Annotated in this window: 12 protein-coding genes; 3 read left to right on the top strand and 9 right to left on the bottom strand. The window is 61.0% G+C overall.

The features are described from left to right. Positions 1 to 172: 172 nt before the first annotated feature. Positions 173 to 1,012, bottom strand: coding sequence for a type IVB secretion system protein IcmH/DotU (gene icmH, locus E2H86_RS19685; protein WP_133330819.1), 840 nt, complete (start codon positions 1,010 to 1,012; stop codon positions 173 to 175). 340 nt (positions 1,013 to 1,352) lie between these two features. Here icmH and tssM point away from each other — a divergent pair, with 340 nt between their 5' ends. After that, complete coding sequence (tssM, locus tag E2H86_RS19680; protein ID WP_133330817.1) at positions 1,353 to 4,934, top strand: type VI secretion system membrane subunit TssM; 3,582 nt, start codon at positions 1,353 to 1,355, stop codon at positions 4,932 to 4,934. A 67-nt stretch (positions 4,935 to 5,001) separates the two neighbouring features. Here tssM and E2H86_RS19675 read toward each other — a convergent pair whose 3' ends face one another. Both E2H86_RS19675 and E2H86_RS19670 read right to left on the bottom strand, forming a co-directional pair. Next, on the bottom strand, positions 5,002 to 5,517 hold the full coding sequence (locus tag E2H86_RS19675; RefSeq protein WP_133330815.1) for a DUF4880 domain-containing protein: 516 nt from the start codon (positions 5,515 to 5,517) through the stop codon (positions 5,002 to 5,004). Between the two features lie 411 nt (positions 5,518 to 5,928). Further along, the gene (locus tag E2H86_RS19670; protein ID WP_133330813.1) at positions 5,929 to 6,255 is read right to left on the bottom strand and encodes a DUF6124 family protein; all 327 of its coding nucleotides are present in this window, start codon (positions 6,253 to 6,255) and stop codon (positions 5,929 to 5,931) included. Positions 6,256 to 6,385: 130 nt separating this feature from the next. Between E2H86_RS19670 and E2H86_RS19665 the strand changes: the two genes are divergently transcribed. Continuing rightward, on the top strand, positions 6,386 to 7,042 hold the full coding sequence (locus E2H86_RS19665; protein ID WP_133330811.1) for a LexA family protein: 657 nt from the start codon (positions 6,386 to 6,388) through the stop codon (positions 7,040 to 7,042). Positions 7,043 to 7,121: 79 nt separating this feature from the next. On the opposite strand, the gene E2H86_RS19660 is transcribed toward E2H86_RS19665, so the two are convergent. The 6 genes from E2H86_RS19660 to E2H86_RS26030 form a co-directional block, all read right to left on the bottom strand. Further along, positions 7,122 to 9,080, bottom strand: a complete 1,959-nt coding sequence (locus E2H86_RS19660) for an acetyl/propionyl/methylcrotonyl-CoA carboxylase subunit alpha (RefSeq protein WP_133330809.1) — start codon at positions 9,078 to 9,080, stop codon at positions 7,122 to 7,124. Next, complete coding sequence (locus E2H86_RS19655; RefSeq protein WP_133330807.1) at positions 9,077 to 9,892, bottom strand: gamma-carboxygeranoyl-CoA hydratase; 816 nt, start codon at positions 9,890 to 9,892, stop codon at positions 9,077 to 9,079. Before E2H86_RS19655 ends, E2H86_RS19660 begins: the two co-directional genes overlap by 4 nt. A 4-nt stretch (positions 9,893 to 9,896) precedes the next feature. Then, entirely contained in the window at positions 9,897 to 11,504 is a 1,608-nt protein-coding gene (locus tag E2H86_RS19650) for a carboxyl transferase domain-containing protein (protein ID WP_133330805.1), read from the bottom strand. Between the two features lie 18 nt (positions 11,505 to 11,522). After that, entirely contained in the window at positions 11,523 to 12,686 is a 1,164-nt protein-coding gene (locus E2H86_RS19645; RefSeq protein WP_133330803.1) for an isovaleryl-CoA dehydrogenase, read from the bottom strand. Positions 12,687 to 13,077: 391 nt separating this feature from the next. Further along, positions 13,078 to 13,368, bottom strand: coding sequence for a hypothetical protein (locus E2H86_RS19640; RefSeq protein ID WP_133330801.1), 291 nt, complete (start codon positions 13,366 to 13,368; stop codon positions 13,078 to 13,080). 157 nt (positions 13,369 to 13,525) lie between these two features. Beyond that, on the bottom strand, positions 13,526 to 13,687 hold the full coding sequence (locus E2H86_RS26030) for a hypothetical protein (RefSeq protein WP_165976103.1): 162 nt from the start codon (positions 13,685 to 13,687) through the stop codon (positions 13,526 to 13,528). A gap of 141 nt (positions 13,688 to 13,828) precedes the next feature. Between E2H86_RS26030 and E2H86_RS19635 the strand changes: the two genes are divergently transcribed. Continuing rightward, positions 13,829 to 15,847 (top strand): alpha-1,4-glucan--maltose-1-phosphate maltosyltransferase, encoded by a 2,019-nt coding sequence (locus tag E2H86_RS19635; protein ID WP_133330799.1) that lies wholly within the window; start codon positions 13,829 to 13,831, stop codon positions 15,845 to 15,847. Positions 15,848 to 15,901: the final 54 nt, after the last annotated feature.

Below are 15,901 nucleotides of genomic sequence, written 5' to 3'. Positions count from 1 at the left end.
TGATCAGCTCGAGAATCAATTTGAAGGGCGTGCTCACCGCCTCCGTGAGTGAGAACGACACCACTTCGAATTGCGTTTTGCCGACCAGGGGATGGAAGGTGAAACGCAGATCGGATTGGCTAGGCATAACTCCTCCTGGAAAGTTTCCTGGATGTGCAAGGCTCTGTGGCCATCATTGGTTCAGGATGCTGTTGAGAGACTCCAGTACTTCGCTCGTAATATGGTGCAATTGGTAGCTGTAGATGCCGTACATCACTGCGATGATGAGAGCGGAGATCAACAGAGGGCTCCACCACGGCCAGATACGGCGCATGCGGAAGTTATGCGGTGCAACATTGGCCAGTGGATTGCCAATTTTTGCTGGCAATGGGCCGCGTAGCTCTCGAATGGCATCGTGCAGTTCAACGATCAGTTTCTGGATCGCTTCATCGCCATTGGAAACAACGCCGTACTTTCCCTTCAGACCCATGCAGAAGCAGAGGTACACGAACTCCAGTACATCTTGAAAACGTCTACTATCTTCGCGCATCCGCGAAATCAGTGTGAAAATCTTTTCGCCGGCGAGAGTGTCGTTATGGAAGATGCTAAGTAGTGGGTACTGGACCCACATGGAGTTTATGCCCCACGTGGTTTTCATCACGGTTTCGTCGATGTACTGGCACAGCGCGTAGGAGTAGATCGAAATCACTACCGGGTCATAGCAGCGCTTCTCCTTCATCTGGTCGATGATCTGTGAAACGCGCAGGCGAAGCCGGTGGTGCAGTTCCTCCACATTCTCATGTCCGTCCAAGGTTTCCAGGCGCAGGGCAAGGCCAAATAGCGGCATCGCAGCTTCGCACATGGGGTTCATGAAGCCAGCACGGAGTCGGAAGTCAGGATCGGGAGGATAATCCGTCTCGTAGCCAGGGATGCTACCGGTGGCGTTCGACTGATCAGGTTTTTCACATGGCGTATCGATGCGGCCAGTTGGAGACGCTCCAGTTGCGTCTGACGTTGCTTGATGAGTACTCATTTATTTTCCTGATCGAACCGGATATCGGTTTCCAACGTAGAGTCGCTAAATCCACACTGTAGGAAATTTCTGTGGCGGTGTAAGTTGTTTGTTGTTATGTAGGAATATTCCTAGGGTTTTTCTTGCTTTTGTTGTCTGTTTGATTTTTGGTCGGCTTTAAACCATGCTCGGTTGTGTGTGATTTAGTCGAGCTTAAAAGTGTAAGTTGATATTTGTTTGTAGGGTGAGGGTGCAGTGTTTTACTCTTCAGCTTGCATGTTTTAAGAAAGGTCTAACCTGAACCCTTGTTACGCAAGGGGCTTGGTGTTGTCACGTGCGCCGATAAAAGACTGGAGCGCCAATGAGATACCTGTCGAGCTACTTTAACTTCAAGCGCGAGCAACGCTCTTGGTTGAAACACATAGCCGCGGCCATGCCCCTGTTGCTGGGTCTGGGTCTTGCCTTGTTGCTCGTCTTGATCTGGTGGTTCGGCCCTCAGTGGACCTGGCGAACACAGCAACCGTTGGCCAGTGCGGCGCAGCGCAGCATCGCTACTCTGTTGCTGCTGATGCTGCCTTTGCTCTGCTGGTTGATGGTGCTGCGTTCGCGCTTTCGACGGTTGCGGGATGAGCGCGCGCAGGCTGACGCCATCGTGGCTGAGCCCAGTCTGGTTTTTTTGCAGGAGCAGCAGCAGGCACTTGACCAGCAACTTGCGAGCTATCTGAAACATGCCGGAGGCCAGCGGGCGCTGTATCGACTGCCGTGCTACCTGGTACTGGGGGCCGAGGGCGCAGGCAAGAGCCGCTTGATCGAGGGAACCCAGCAGCAGTTCTCCCTGACGCATATCGGTAAGGCCCAGGCGCTTGGCCTGCACGGGGACGTGCCGGTCTATGGGGTCGACGGATGGATCAGCGACCATGCAGTGATCTTCGACCCTCCCGGGGGCTTCATCACTCAAGGTTGCGCCGGCATCAACAGGCACTGCGTGAGCGACAACTACAAGCCGACACTGCCCATGGGTACACAAGCGAACTTGTGGACCCATCTGCTCGACTGGCTAGTTCGCAACCGAGGCCGTCGTGCGCTCAACGGTCTGGTGCTGGTCGTCGATCTCGCCGCCTTGTTGCATTCAAGTCCTGAGGAACGCACGACACTGGCACACCTTGTTCGTGCTCGGCTCCATGAGGTGAGCAGCAAGCTAGGCCTGCGCCTGCCGCTCTATGTGGTGTTCAGCAAGTTGGACTTGCTCGATGGATTTGACGAGTTTGTCAGCCAGCTTCGGGACGCCCAGCGCGAGCAACTGCTCGGCTTTAGTTTCAAACTGAATGTAACGGCGGCATCCGATACCTGGCTGAGTGAGTTGGACACGCAATTCGATCAACTACTTAAGGATCTCGACAACGTCACCATGAGCGCCTTCGTCGCGCCCTTCAGCGATAAACAACGCAAGCGACTGCTGACCTTTCAGGCGCAGTTGGCAGGTTTGCATCCGGCATTGGTGAAGTTCCTGACGAAGGCGCTGGCAAGTGACCGCTTCACCACACCAGCATTGGTACGCGGCCTCTATTGGTCTTCGGTTGCGCAGCATGGGATTGTGGAAAACGCATTCCTTCGCGAATCCGCGCAGCCGTATGTGGTGCCTCGGCCTTTGAGGGAGGGGAAGCGTAACGAAAGACCTCAGTCGTATTTTGTGAAACAACTCTTTCGAGATGTCATTCTTCCCGAGGCGGGTTTGGGCAGTGAGAACATCAAAGTCTCTCACAGCAAGCGCCGAGGGTTTTGGCTGGGTTGTAGCTGTGGCTTGTTGGCGTTTGTGGTGGTTGGCTCGGCTTTTCAGTATTTCTTCCTGGTCAACCGAGAAAAGGCAAACACGGTGCTGATGAAGAGCCAGGCATTCAAGGCTGCCGCGGTGGATCAGCGGCTCGATCCAACCGGACGTAACCTGTTGACGTCTTTGCAGCAGGTTGGCGATGCCGCTTCGCTGTTTGGTGACTATCGATCGGCGTGGTCAGGTTTTTCCGATGCAGGTTTGTATCAGGGTCGTTCGATCGGCCCACTGGTTGACGAAGCCTATCTGACCCTGTTGTCTCGACGCTTTCTACCGGCTTTGGCCAGTGGCTTGGTAGATGCCATGAACGCGGCGCCTGTTGCTAGCGAACAACAGATGGCCGCGCTTCGGGTGTACCGGATGATTGAGGACCGGCAGAACCGAAACCCGGAATGGGTAGAGCAGTGGATGGCTCGGCAATGGCAATTGCAATTCCCCGGCGAAGGTCAGGTTCAGCGGGCCCTGATGCGCCATCTGAAGTACGCCTTGGCCTATGCGGACGCCGATCTTGGTGGGCATCGCCGTAGCGTCGACGAGATTCAGCAAGCATTACGCAAGGTACCGTTATCGCAACGCCTCTATGCCCACCTAAAGCATGAGGCAGAGCGAGATCTGCGAGCAGGCTTGGACTTACGTCAACAGGTCGGGCCGGCCTTCGATGTCATTTACCAGCCGACCCAGAATCAGCGTTTACCTGCGTTACTGACGGCCAAGGGGTTCAATGCAGTCTTTGAGCCACGGAGCCAGCGATTGACGCAAATGGCCCTGTTCGACCAGTGGGCATTGGGTGAACGCCAAGAGCTGGATTATTCGCCAACTGATCGCGCCGTCCTGGCCGGGCAGATACGCAATCTGTATAGCGCCGACTACATTGACAGCTGGCAACAGTCGTTGAATCGGCTGACTGTCACAAGCTTTCACGATCTCGCCCATGCCGTGTCGGTACTGGCACAACTGACCGGGCCTGCCGCACCTCTGCGGCGGCTACTAGAGACCGTGCGTGACAACACGGTGTTCGACAATATACCTGCTCATGGCCAAGAAATGGATGGATTGGGTGCTGTCCTCGATTCGCCTTCAGTACCCGGAAAGCATTCTCAGACTCTGGACATTGGGCGAGCTTTTACGGGATTGAACGGAATGCTCGAAGTGACAAGGGATCGGCGAAGCTATTATGAGGAGACGCTTGATGCCATCAAAGCCGTGCATGATTACGCGAGGGCGGTGCAAGACAGTCCAGATCGCGGTAAAGCTGCGTTGGATGCGGTGCTGGGGCGCTTCTCTACCAAGGGGGGCGATCCGATCGCTACTTTACTGCGAATCGCTGCCGGCCTGCCAGATCCGCTTCGCCAGCAAGTCGTGACCATCTCCGAGCAGACCGCTCAGGTGCTTGTCGTCGAAGCGTTGTACGAGCTTGAGCGACGCTGGCATGCGGAGGTGTACAGTTTTTTCGAGCAACGACTGGCCGCTCGCTATCCCTTCATAAGCGGAGCCCCCGATGCCGCATTGGAAGATTTTGAAGCGTTTTTTGGGCCCAAGGGTAGGCTTCAGCAGTTTCAAGAGCGGTACCTGGACGTGCTTCTCAAGGAAAACCTGAACGCGCCCTACGCAGAAAGCCTCGGCGGTGACCTGATCCGAATGGACGTCATGCAGCAGTTGGAGGCAGCCACACGGATCCGCGAGACATTCTTCGATAACCGCGGCAATCTTGGCGTGCAATTCAGCATTGAGCCGTTGGGACTGGGGCCAAAACAGCGTGCTGGCTTGCTTGATCTTGAGGGACAAATGATTGCCTATCCACAAGGGGGCAGAACGGTGGCAGGTATCATCTGGCCTAACCCGCGACAAGCTCGCAGCACGCTTACGCTTCTACGAGAAGATGGTCACAGCAGCAGTCTTGAGTATCGTGGGCCGTGGTCGATGTTTCGATTGCTCAGTCGAGGCATGCTGAATGGACGCTCCGAAACGAGCGTGGATTTGACCTTCAAAACGGCGCGTGGCGTGGCCCGCTACAAGCTGTCATCCGAGAAGGCGTTCAACCCGATCACTCAGCAGCCCTTCAAGGATTTCAGCTTGCCGCGGACGCTGCTCGAGACCGGGCGGGCTGGAAGTTAGAATAACGCTGATGGGCGGGTCGATCCCCACGTTGCCGAGCTTAATATGCCTCTCTTGAGCCGCGTGCTTACGCCCAGAACCCCAATGCCAGCAAGGCCGCCAGCCCAAGCCCCAGCGCCACCGAACACCCACCCAACGACAACGCTGCACGCCCATGCCGATACCACCCGTCCTGGCCGAGCTCCCGAGCCGGAGCCAACAGTTGCCGCCAGCGCAGCTCGGTGTCGTGGAAAGCCTGCAAGTGGGCCGGGTGTGCATCCAGCCAGCGGCGGAAGTCGATGCGCTCACAGGTGGTGGCCTGCGGGCTCTGCAGGCGCACGTACCATTGCCCGGCGACCTCGGCCAGGGTATCGCCCTGGGGGCTTGCGCTTTTCAGCGCCTGGTTCATGTGCCGTTCGACACTGCGCACTGGCAGGTCGAGGCGACGTGCGATGCTGGCGAAGTCGAGTCGGTCCAGGCGACTGAGCAGGAACACTTGCTGGACGCGTCGCGGCAGACGCTTGAGGCCGTGCAGCAGCGCATTGTCGGCCAGGTGCCCGGCCGATGGCGCGGGGTGCTCAACGGGCAGCAGCAAACGGCTCATGGACAGCTCCTTGCTCAGGGGATGGGGGGAGGGGGCATCTTCCGTGATGCGGAACCAGAGTAGGCGAAACGAGATTGATTCTCAAGTGCTGATTCCGCAAAGATTTGTAATGAGCATTCACGCTCTGACACAGTTTTGCTATCATCGCCGCCATCAACGATCTTCATTAGCCTGAAGAGCCAAAAAAAAGACCCGGCAAAAAGCCGGGTCAAAAACCGTGATTAGCCTGATGAGGAGATAATCTGAGAGCGACCTAAGCTCCAGGTTATCCAGCGGATCTCGCGATCAGCTGAGTGCAATAATAATCGTTATCATTTGCAAGTCAAATGAATTTTCAGTTATCCGCTGAAAATTTTTCGGTGCGCTTCCTCGAGCCGGCCCACGCGCCTCCCGCCGTCACCTTCCTTTCTCCTACGTTCTTCCGTCGATGCCCGGCCCGGGCCGCTTTGCGCTGTGCTCCAGCAAGGCTTTGGCCATGTCGATCATGTGCACCAGCGCGATGGTCAGTTCACGTGGGGTGCCGTCCTGCTGCGAAGCGGTCGTGCGGGCTGAGGCGGCCGCGCATCGGAGCAGACCGATGGCGTTCTCCATGATTTCTTCGTGGCTCACATCCTCGTGCAGGGTCCAGATCTTGTGCTGAATGGTGGTCAGCGGCTGGCTGGGGTTGAGGTAGTAGTCGAGCGCGCGGCGGGCCGCTTCGCACTCGCTTTCTGTTACGGGCTTTTTCACTGATTTCATCGTGGTACCTGTTGATGTCCCTTCAATCACAACGAATCCACAATATAGGTCAGCATGTACTAATTATCTTGTAATAGATAATTCAAATTGTGTATTGAAGCTGCCAGTACAGTCCGTATCGTTTGCGCTCATGGAAAACTGGAACTCATTTCTCAAGCGCTACAAGCGCGAACACGACCTCAGCCAGATCAAGCTCGCCGAGCGCCTGTCGATGACGCAGGGCGGGGTCGGGCACTGGCTGCGCGGAACGCGTCGCCCGACATTGGCCACCATCAACGAAAAACTGGAAAAGCTCGGTCTGGTGTATCTGGAGGCCCAGGTCATGGTGGTCGAGCGCACCCTGGTGAGTGAAGAGCGCAGTGCCTATGCCTCGGAGCGACCGATATCGGGCGAGGCATTGCGTTATGCCAGTTTTCGTTTCCCGGTGCTGGCCTGGGGCGATTTGCAGGGGCCTCTGCCGGAACAGCCCGAGGTCTCGGAGCAAACCGATTACATGCCTTCAGGCAACGCGTTCTGGCTGGAGGTCGAGAACGACTCGATGAACGCCGACCGTGGTAGAAGCGTGCCCGAGGGCATGCGCATCCTGGTGGATACCGGCTTGCAAGCGCAGCCGGGCAGGCTGGTGATCGCCCGCCAGCCAGGCAAGTCGGCGATCTTCCGCGAGTTGGCCGAGGAGGGCGGGCAGTGGTACTTGAAACCGCTCAACAGCCGCTACCCAGCCCTGGTGTGCGAGGAGGGGTGCGAGTTCCTCGGCGTGGTGGTTCGGGCGCATGGGGCTTTCGACTGACTGCTCGTGCACTTGAAGCGGCGGCGCGCGATTCCGGCACCGCTGCGCAGCCCAAGGCCTGCGCCCATGAATGCAGAACTTAGTTGTCCTCCACCAATTCCACCAACACCGTCCCTTCGCTGACCATATCCCCTTCCTGACAGAACAGCGCCTGCACCATGCCACCATGGGGCGCACGGATGCTGTGCTCCATCTTCATCGCCTCTAGTACCACCAATGCAGTGCCGGCTTCGACCACTTGCCCGGGTTCGACCAGGACCCGGACGATGCTGCCATTCATCGGGGCACCCAGGCCGCCTTGGTGAGCATGGCTGGCTTCGGCGGCGCTGATCGGGTCGAACGCCTCGATGGCGTGCATCTCGTCATCCCAGCGCAGGTACAGGGTGTTGCCCCGGCGCACCGCCAGATAGCGGCGGCGCAGGCCATCCTGGTCGTGGCAGAGTTGCTCGCCGTCCAGGCGCCAGGTCGAAGCCGCGCTGCGCTCCAGCGCCACGGCCTGGTCCTGGCCACCACTGCTCAGGTGCAGGCTGCTACGCGCTGGTAAGCCCAGGCGCAGGCCGCTACGCTCGGCCCATGGCGAGCCGGTATCGTCAGTGCGGCATTGCCCGGTCTGGCCCTGCAGCCAGGCCTCGGCCGCCGCTTCCCAGAACGGCGCAGGCAACGCCTGTGGGGGCGGGAGCAATACCTGTTGATGACGAGCGATGAACCCGGTATCCAGCTCAGCCTCGGCAAACGCCGGGTGAGCGAGGATCCGTCGCAGAAAGCCGATGTTGGTCTTGAGCCCGCCGATGGCGAACTCGTCGAGCATCGCCAGCAAGCGCAGTCGTGCCTGTTCGCGGTCCTGACCCCAGGCGATCAGTTTGCCCAGCATCGGGTCGTAGAACGGCGAAACCACATCGCCCTCGCTCACCCCGCTGTCCACCCGGCGACCTTCGCCGGGCGCCGATTCCCGGTACAGTGTGAGGCGACCGGTGGCCGGTAGAAACTCGTTGGCCGGATCTTCGGCGTACAGGCGCACCTCGATGGCGTGGCCGATCAGCGGCACCTGCTCCTGGCTGATCGGCAGTGGCTCGCCGCAGGCGACGCGGATCTGCCACGCCACCAGGTCGAGGCCGGTGATCGCTTCGGTGACCGGGTGTTCCACCTGCAGGCGGGTATTCATCTCCATGAAGAAGAACTCGCCACGGGCGTCCAACAGAAACTCGACGGTTCCCGCACCGACATAGCCGATGGCCTGGGCCGCACGGACTGCCGACTCGCCCATGGCCTGGCGCAGTTCGGGCGACAGACCCGGTGCCGGTGCTTCCTCGACCACTTTCTGGTGACGGCGCTGGATCGAGCAATCGCGCTCGTTCAGGTACAGGCAGTTGCCGTGCTGGTCGGCGAACACCTGGATTTCCACGTGGCGCGGCTTGAGCACATATTTTTCCACGAGCATGCGCGCATCGCCGAACGAGGCCTGGGCTTCGCGCTGGGCAGAGGCCAGGGCGTCGGCCAGTTCGTGCTCGTGCTCGACCACCTTCATGCCCTTGCCGCCGCCGCCGGCGCTGGCCTTGAGCAGCACCGGGTAGCCGATGCGTTCGGCAGCGGCGCGGAAGGTGTCGAGGTCCTGGGCTTCGCCGTGGTAGCCCGGCACCAGGGGTACGCCGGCTGCTTCCATCAGTGCCTTGGCCGCCGATTTACTGCCCATGGCGTCGATGGCGCTGGCCGGTGGGCCGAGGAAGATCAGTCCGGCGGCTTCGATGGCACGGGCGAAGCCTGCGTTCTCCGAGAGAAAGCCGTAACCGGGGTGAATGGCCTGGGCGCCGCTGGCCTTGGCCGCGGCGAGCAGCTTGTCGATCAGCAGGTAGCTGTCGGCGGCCTTGGTACCGCCCAGGTCGACGCGGATATCGGCCTCGCGGCTATGGCGCGCGTCACGGTCGGTGGCGCTGTGCACGGCCACCGTGGTCAGGCCCATGGCCTTGGCGGTGCGCATCACCCGGCAGGCGATCTCGCCGCGGTTGGCAACCAGCAGGGTGGTCAGGAGAGGGCGGCTCATGGGCGCGGTTCCTTGTTGTCGTCGGTTTGCCAGGCAGGGCGGCGCTTTTCCAGGAAGGCACGCAGGCCTTCCTGGCCTTCGGCGCTGACGCGGATGCGGGCGATGGTGTTCTCGCAATAGCGGCGCAGTGCTGGGCTCAGTTCGCCGTCATCGACTTCCTGCAGCAGGTCCTTGGTGGCGCGCAGGGCCTGCGGGCTGTTGTGCAGCAGATTGGCGACCCAGGCCTCGACCTGGGCGTCGAGTTCGCTGGCCGGGTAGACTTCGGCGAACAGCCCCAGCTCGCGGGCGCGCACGCCGCTGAAGCGTTCAGCGGTGAGGCTGTAGCGCCGGGCGGCGCGTTCGCCGATGGCCTTGACCACGAACGGGCTGATCACCGCCGGCGCCAGGCCGATGCGCACTTCCGACAGGCACAGTTGGGCGTCTTCTGCGCCGATGGCCATGTCGCAGCAGCTGATCAGGCCCAGGGCGCCGCCAAAAGCCGCGCCCTGGACCACTGCCAGGGTCGGCACCTTGAGTCGGTACAGGGCGTACATCAGCTCGCCGAGTTCGTGGGCGTCTTCGAGGTTGCGGTTGAAGTCCAACTGCGCCGATTGTTGCATCCAGGCCAGGTCGGCACCGGCACTGAAGTGCCGGCCACGGCCACGCAGCAGCAGAAAGCGCAAGCTGGCGTCCTCGGCCAGTTGGTCGAGGGCGCTGATCAGCTCGCCGATCATCTGCGCGTTGAAGGCGTTGTTCTTGTCCTCACGGCTCAGCCACAGGGTGGCGAAGCCGCGCGGGTCGCGAATCACTTCGAGGGTGCTGAAATCGCTCATGGGGTCACATCCGGAAGATGCCGAATCGGCTCTGTTCGATCGGTGCGTTCAGCGCGGCCGAGAGGGCCAGGCCGAGCACGTCGCGGGTCTGCGCCGGGTCGATGACGCCGTCGTCCCACAGGCGCGCGCTGGAGTAGTAGGGATGCCCCTGGCGCTCGTACTGGTCGAGGATCGGCTGCTTGAGCTTGGCTTCGTCGGCGGCGCTGAACACCTGGCCACTGCGCTCACTCTGCTCGCGCTTGACTTGGGCCAGCACTCCGGCGGCTTGCTCGGCGCCCATCACGCCGATGCGTGCATTGGGCCACATCCACAGGAAGCGGGGGTCGTAGGCGCGTCCGCACATGCCATAGTTGCCGGCGCCGAAGCTGCCGCCGATGATCACCGTGAACTTCGGCACCTGGGCGCAGGCCACGGCGGTGACCAGCTTGGCGCCGTGCTTGGCGATGCCGCCTTCCTCGTATTTCTTGCCGACCATGAAGCCGGTGATGTTCTGCAGGAACAGCAGTGGAATGCCGCGCTGGCAGGCCAGTTCGATGAAGTGCGCGCCTTTCTGCGCGGCCTCGGCAAAGAGGATGCCGTTGTTGGCCAGGATCGCCACTGGGTAGCCGTGCAGATGAGCGAAGCCGCACACCAGGGTAGTGCCGAACAAGGCCTTGAATTCGTCGAACACCGAACCATCGACCAGGCGGGCGATCACCTCGCGCACATCGAACGGCTGTTTGGCATCGGCCGGCACCACGCCGTACAGCTCTTCGGCAGCGTACAGGGGGGCGACCACCGGGCGGCACTGCAACTGGCCGAGCTTGTGCCAGTTGAGATTGGCGACGCTACGCCGGGCCAGGGCCAGGGCGTGCTCGTCATTGTCGGCGTAATGGTCGGCCACACCGCTGGTGCGGCAATGCACATCGGCGCCGCCGAGGTCCTCGGCGCTCACCACTTCGCCGGTAGCGGCCTTCACCAGCGGTGGTCCGGCGAGGAAGATGGTCGCTTGCTGACGCACCATGATCGCTTCGTCGGCCATGGCCGGTACGTAGGCACCGCCGGCGGTGCACGAGCCCATGACCACGGCGATCTGCGGAATGCCCAGGGCGCTCATGTTGGCCTGGTTGAAGAAGATCCGTCCGAAATGCTCGCGGTCGGGAAACACCTCGTCCTGGCGCGGCAGGTTGGCGCCGCCTGAGTCGACCAGATAGATGCACGGCAGACGGTTCTGCAGGGCGATGGTCTGTGCACGCAGGTGCTTCTTCACCGTCAGCGGGTAGTAGGAGCCGCCTTTGACCGTGGCGTCGTTGGCCACGATCATGCACTCGACGCCCTCCACGCGGCCGATGCCGGCGATCACGCCGGCTGCCGGGACGTCCTCGCCATACACCTCATGGGCGGCCAACTGGCCGACTTCGAGAAATGCCGAGCCTGGGTCGAGCAGGCGGTCGATACGTTCGCGTGGCAGCAGTTTGCCCCGCGAAGTATGCCGCTCCTGGGCCTTGGGCCCGCCGCCCTGGCTGACCTGGGCGAGCAGTTGGCGCAGGGCCTGGACGTGCTCGAGCATGGCCGCACTGTTGCCGGCGAACTCTGCCGAGCGCGGGTTGATCTGGGTATGCAAGGTGGCCATCTGCGAGGTTCCTCCTGCTCAGCGGGTTTCGTTGAACAGTTCGCGACCGATCAGCATCCGGCGAATTTCGCTGGTGCCGGCACCGATTTCGTACAGCTTGGCGTCACGCAGCAGGCGGCCCGCTGGAAACTCGTTGATGTAGCCGTTGCCGCCGAGGATCTGGATCGCTTCCAGGGCCATTTGGGTAGCGCGCTCGGCGGTGTAGAGAATCACCCCGGCAGCGTCCTTGCGCGTGGTCTCGCCACGGTCGCAGGCCTGGGCCACGGCATACAGGTAGGCGCGGCTGGCATTGAGCTGGGTGTACATGTCGGCGATCTTGCCCTGGATCAGCTGGAATTCGCCGATGCTCTGGCCGAACTGCTTGCGGTCGTGGATGTACGGCACGACCAAGTCCATGCAGCTTTGCATGATGCCGGTGGGGCCGCCGGAGAGCACCACGCGCTCGTAGTCCAGACCGCTCATCAGCACGCGCACGCCGCCGTTGAGCTGGCCGAGGATGCTGTCCTCTGGCACCTCGACGCCATCGAAGAACAGCTCGCAGGTGTTGGAACCGCGCATGCCCAGCTTGTCGAATTTGTTACTGCGCGAGAAGCCTTTCCAGTCGCGCTCGACGATGAAGGCGGTGATGCCGTGGGCGCCCTTGTCCAGATCGGTCTTGGCATAGATCACGTAGGTGTTGGCGTCGGGGCCGTTGGTGATCCAGGTCTTGCTGCCGTTGAGCACGTAGCGGTCGCCGCGTTTTTCGGCGCGCAGTTTCATCGACACCACGTCCGAACCTGCGTTGGGCTCGCTCATGGCCAGGGCGCCGATGTGCTCGCCGCTGATCAGCTTGGGCAGGTACTTGTGCTTTTGTTCAGGGGTGCCGTTGCGGTTGATCTGGTTGACGCACAGGTTGGAGTGGGCGCCATAGGAAAGGGCCACCGAGGCCGAGCCGCGGCTGATTTCCTCCATCGCTACCACGTGTGCCAGGTAGCCGAGCCCGGCGCCGCCGTACTCCTCCGGCACGGTGATGCCGAGCAGGCCCATGTCGCCGAACTTGCGCCACATGTCGGCAGGGAAGAGGTTGTCGTGGTCGATCTGCGCGGCACGTGGTGCCAGTTCGGCGGCAACGAAGGTGCGCACCTGGTCGCGAAGCATGTCGATGGTTTCGCCCAGGGCGAAGTTCAGGGAAGGGTAATGCATGCGGGGCACCTTGTTGTTCTTGATATGTGGGTAAACCGTAGCTCAAGACTGCAACACCAAACCCTGTGGGTGCGGGCTTGCCCGCGAATGCGGTATCAGGACCACCGTCGTTGCCTGGGCGATCGCTTTCGCGGGCAAGCCCGCTCCCACAAGGTTAGGTGTCGAGCTCGGATTCGGTCCTGTTCGTCACCTTTACGTTAACGTAAACCTGGCCTTGGATACTGTCAATCGACTTGTGACCTTTACGTAAACGTTAAGATGCGGTTGAGTCTGGGTCTGCCGCTTGACCCAGGCCCAGATCACACACAAAGAGGGATACCCGCGTCACAGAACTCGTTTGAAAGCGGTGGCCCTGACGTCGATCCGTAGACGCCAGAGCCAAAGCCCTCAGCTAGCTGGATTCTCCGTAATCCTGATATCGACTGAGCAGGTCTCCAAGCGTAAGGCCCTCGTCGTAGGCTTTTATGAGACTGGCCTTGAGTCGACCCGCATCTGGTTCTCTCAGCGCTTCGACGCTATCGATGAACTTCTCGAAATCCGTCTTTGTCGCGAACAGCTCGGAAAGCGGTTGGTCCACGTCGGCGTCCTTGAGGTGATCGGAATGCTTGCTGAACCACCCATCGAATCGTTGCAATGTCTTACCGCTAAGATTCCAGTAAATGTCTTCATTATTCTTGATCATGGCCATACTCCCGTCAGCAGGACGAGACGTAATGGTTGTTTTTCCACTGGGAGTGCACAACTGGTAAAAGTATCAGGTGTAGTTTCGGCGGCTGCTTCGAAGCGTGCGCAGGCGGTAGCCGGACAACTGCCAAAACTACCAGCTGCCTCGTCTACGCTTAAGCCTTCACCGGTGGTTCATCACTCGGCGGGTCGCCCACCGTTGGCGGCACGGTCGGCTTGATCGGCAGCTCGTCCGGCTCTTCTTCCGGCACGGGCGGCGGCAGGCTCGGGTCGTCGATGTTGGGGTCGGGTGTCTCCGGTGGAATGGGAATGTTCATGGCCTGACCTCGCATGGGTGAATGAAAGGGCGATACAGGCTTTGACCGTCGGTCGATCGGCATCGCTCAATTTTTTTGAACCCCATCGCCTGCGCGCGGCTCTGAACCCTTACCGCCACAAGCCCAAGGGAGCATGGTCCGATGACACGAAACGAGCCCTTCGAAAGCGTGCCCATGGCGAACGACCATCCGGACCAGGCCATCAGCCTGGCTCAGGCGCTGCTGGCGCCGCGTATTGTGATCGAAGACACCCAGCCCGTGCTCGATGCCGGCACCTTCGCCGCCAAGGCCACCAGCGGCCAACCGGTGGCGGTGAGCAGCAAGGTCTACAGCGATGGCCATGACCGCCTGGCAGTGATGCTGCACTGGCGCCAGGCACACAGCCGGAGTTGGCACTGCGTGCCGATGCAGTCGCCAGGCAATGACCTGTGGCTGGCCGAATTCACCCCTCTGGCGCTGGGCCCGCACCTGTTCTGCATCGAGGCCTGGATCGATCCGTTCGCCACCTACTGCCACGACCTGGAGAAGAAGTACCAGGCGGGTGTCGAGGTCAAGCTGGAGCTCGAAGAAGGGCGTCTGATGCTGGGCAAGGGCATCGAACTCAGCGAAGGTGTGCTGCGGGATGAGTTGAATGCCCTGCAGCAACGCCTGACGAGTCTGTCCGCCGACGATCAGGTGGCGTTGTTGCTCGACCGCGATACGGCGCGCTTGATGGCTGAGGCCGAGCACCGCAGCTACCTGACCCGCAGCGAGGAGTTCCCCCTCGACGTCGACCGCCCGGCCGCGCAGTTCGCCAGCTGGTACGAGCTGTTCCCGCGTTCGATCACCGACAGCGCCGAGCGCCACGGCACCTTCAACGATGTCCATGCGCGCCTGCCGATGATCCGCGACATGGGCTTCGATGTGCTGTATTTCCCGCCGATCCACCCCATCGGCAGCCAACACCGCAAGGGCCGCAACAACGCTTTGCGCGCCGAGCCTGGCGATCCCGGCAGCCCCTACGCGATCGGCAGTCCCGAGGGCGGCCACGAGGCCATCCACCCACAATTGGGCAGCCGCGAAGATTTCCGCCGGCTGGTCGCCGCCGCTGCCGAGCATGGCCTGGAGATCGCCCTGGACTTCGCCATCCAGTGCTCCCAGGACCACCCCTGGCTCAAGGAGCATCCTGGCTGGTTCAGCTGGCGTCCTGACGGCACCATCCGCTACGCCGAGAACCCGCCGAAAAAGTACCAGGACATCGTCAATGTCGATTTCTACGCGCCCGATGCCGTCCCAGCATTGTGGCTGGCGCTGCGTGACGTGGTGGTCGGTTGGGTAAAAGAAGGGGTCAAGACCTTCCGCGTGGACAACCCGCACACCAAGCCCTTGCCGTTCTGGCAATGGCTGATCGCCAATGTGCGCAGCCAGCACCCCGAGGTGATCTTTCTCGCCGAGGCCTTCACCAAGCCTGCGATGATGGCCCGCCTGGGCAAGGTCGGCTACGCCCAGAGCTACACCTACTTCACCTGGCGCAACCACAAGCAGGAGTTGCGTGAGTATTTCGAGCAGCTCAACCAGCCGCCGTGGAGTCAGTGCTACCGGCCGAACTTCTTCGTCAACACGCCGGACATCAACCCCTATTTCCTGCAGCAATCCGGCCGTGCCGGGTTTCTCATCCGTGCCGCGCTGGCGACCATGGGCTCCGGCCTGTGGGGGATGTATTCCGGTTTCGAGCTGTGCGAGAGCGCAGCGCTGCCAGGCAAGGAGGAATACCTGGATTCGGAGAAGTACGAGATCCGGCCACGCGACTTCACCCAGCCGGGCAACATCATCGCCGAGATCGCCCAACTCAACCGCATTCGCCGACAGAACCCGGCGTTGCAGACCCACCTGGGCGTGGCGTTCTTCAACTGCTGGAACGACAACATCCTGTACTTCGCCAAGCGCACCCCCGATCGCGACAATTACATCCTGGTAGCGGTGAGCCTTGATCCGCACAACGTTCAGGAGGCGCATTTCGAGCTGCCCCTTTGGGAGCTGGGGTTGGACGACGATGCCGAGACCCACGGTGAGGACCTGATGAACGGGCATCGTTGGTCGTGGTACGGCAAGACCCAATGGATGCGCATCGACCCCGGTTATCTGCCATTTGGCATCTGGCGTATCCGCAAGGCCCGGTAAAGCCATTTGAGGTCTTTGCCAGAACCCAGGTAAACCGTCATTGAAAGGAGTCGC

The organism is Pseudomonas putida, from assembly GCF_004357765.1.
GTDB lineage: Bacteria > Pseudomonadota > Gammaproteobacteria > Pseudomonadales > Pseudomonadaceae > Aquipseudomonas > Aquipseudomonas putida_U.
Note: the sequence above shows the minus strand (reverse complement) of the source record. Positions and strands in the feature narration are given on the sequence as shown.

Coding starts and splice junctions, on each gene's coding strand:
- icmH (WP_133330819.1), bottom strand. CDS start 1,012: ATGAGTACTCATCAAGCAACGTCAGACGCAACTGGAGCGTCTCCAACT.
- tssM (WP_133330817.1), top strand. CDS start 1,353: ATGAGATACCTGTCGAGCTACTTTAACTTCAAGCGCGAGCAACGCTCT.
- E2H86_RS19675 (WP_133330815.1), bottom strand. CDS start 5,517: ATGAGCCGTTTGCTGCTGCCCGTTGAGCACCCCGCGCCATCGGCCGGG.
- E2H86_RS19670 (WP_133330813.1), bottom strand. CDS start 6,255: ATGAAATCAGTGAAAAAGCCCGTAACAGAAAGCGAGTGCGAAGCGGCC.
- E2H86_RS19665 (WP_133330811.1), top strand. CDS start 6,386: ATGGAAAACTGGAACTCATTTCTCAAGCGCTACAAGCGCGAACACGAC.
- E2H86_RS19660 (WP_133330809.1), bottom strand. CDS start 9,080: ATGAGCCGCCCTCTCCTGACCACCCTGCTGGTTGCCAACCGCGGCGAG.
- E2H86_RS19655 (WP_133330807.1), bottom strand. CDS start 9,892: ATGAGCGATTTCAGCACCCTCGAAGTGATTCGCGACCCGCGCGGCTTC.
- E2H86_RS19650 (WP_133330805.1), bottom strand. CDS start 11,504: ATGGCCACCTTGCATACCCAGATCAACCCGCGCTCGGCAGAGTTCGCC.
- E2H86_RS19645 (WP_133330803.1), bottom strand. CDS start 12,686: ATGCATTACCCTTCCCTGAACTTCGCCCTGGGCGAAACCATCGACATG.
- E2H86_RS19640 (WP_133330801.1), bottom strand. CDS start 13,368: ATGATCAAGAATAATGAAGACATTTACTGGAATCTTAGCGGTAAGACA.
- E2H86_RS26030 (WP_165976103.1), bottom strand. CDS start 13,687: ATGAACATTCCCATTCCACCGGAGACACCCGACCCCAACATCGACGAC.
- E2H86_RS19635 (WP_133330799.1), top strand. CDS start 13,829: ATGACACGAAACGAGCCCTTCGAAAGCGTGCCCATGGCGAACGACCAT.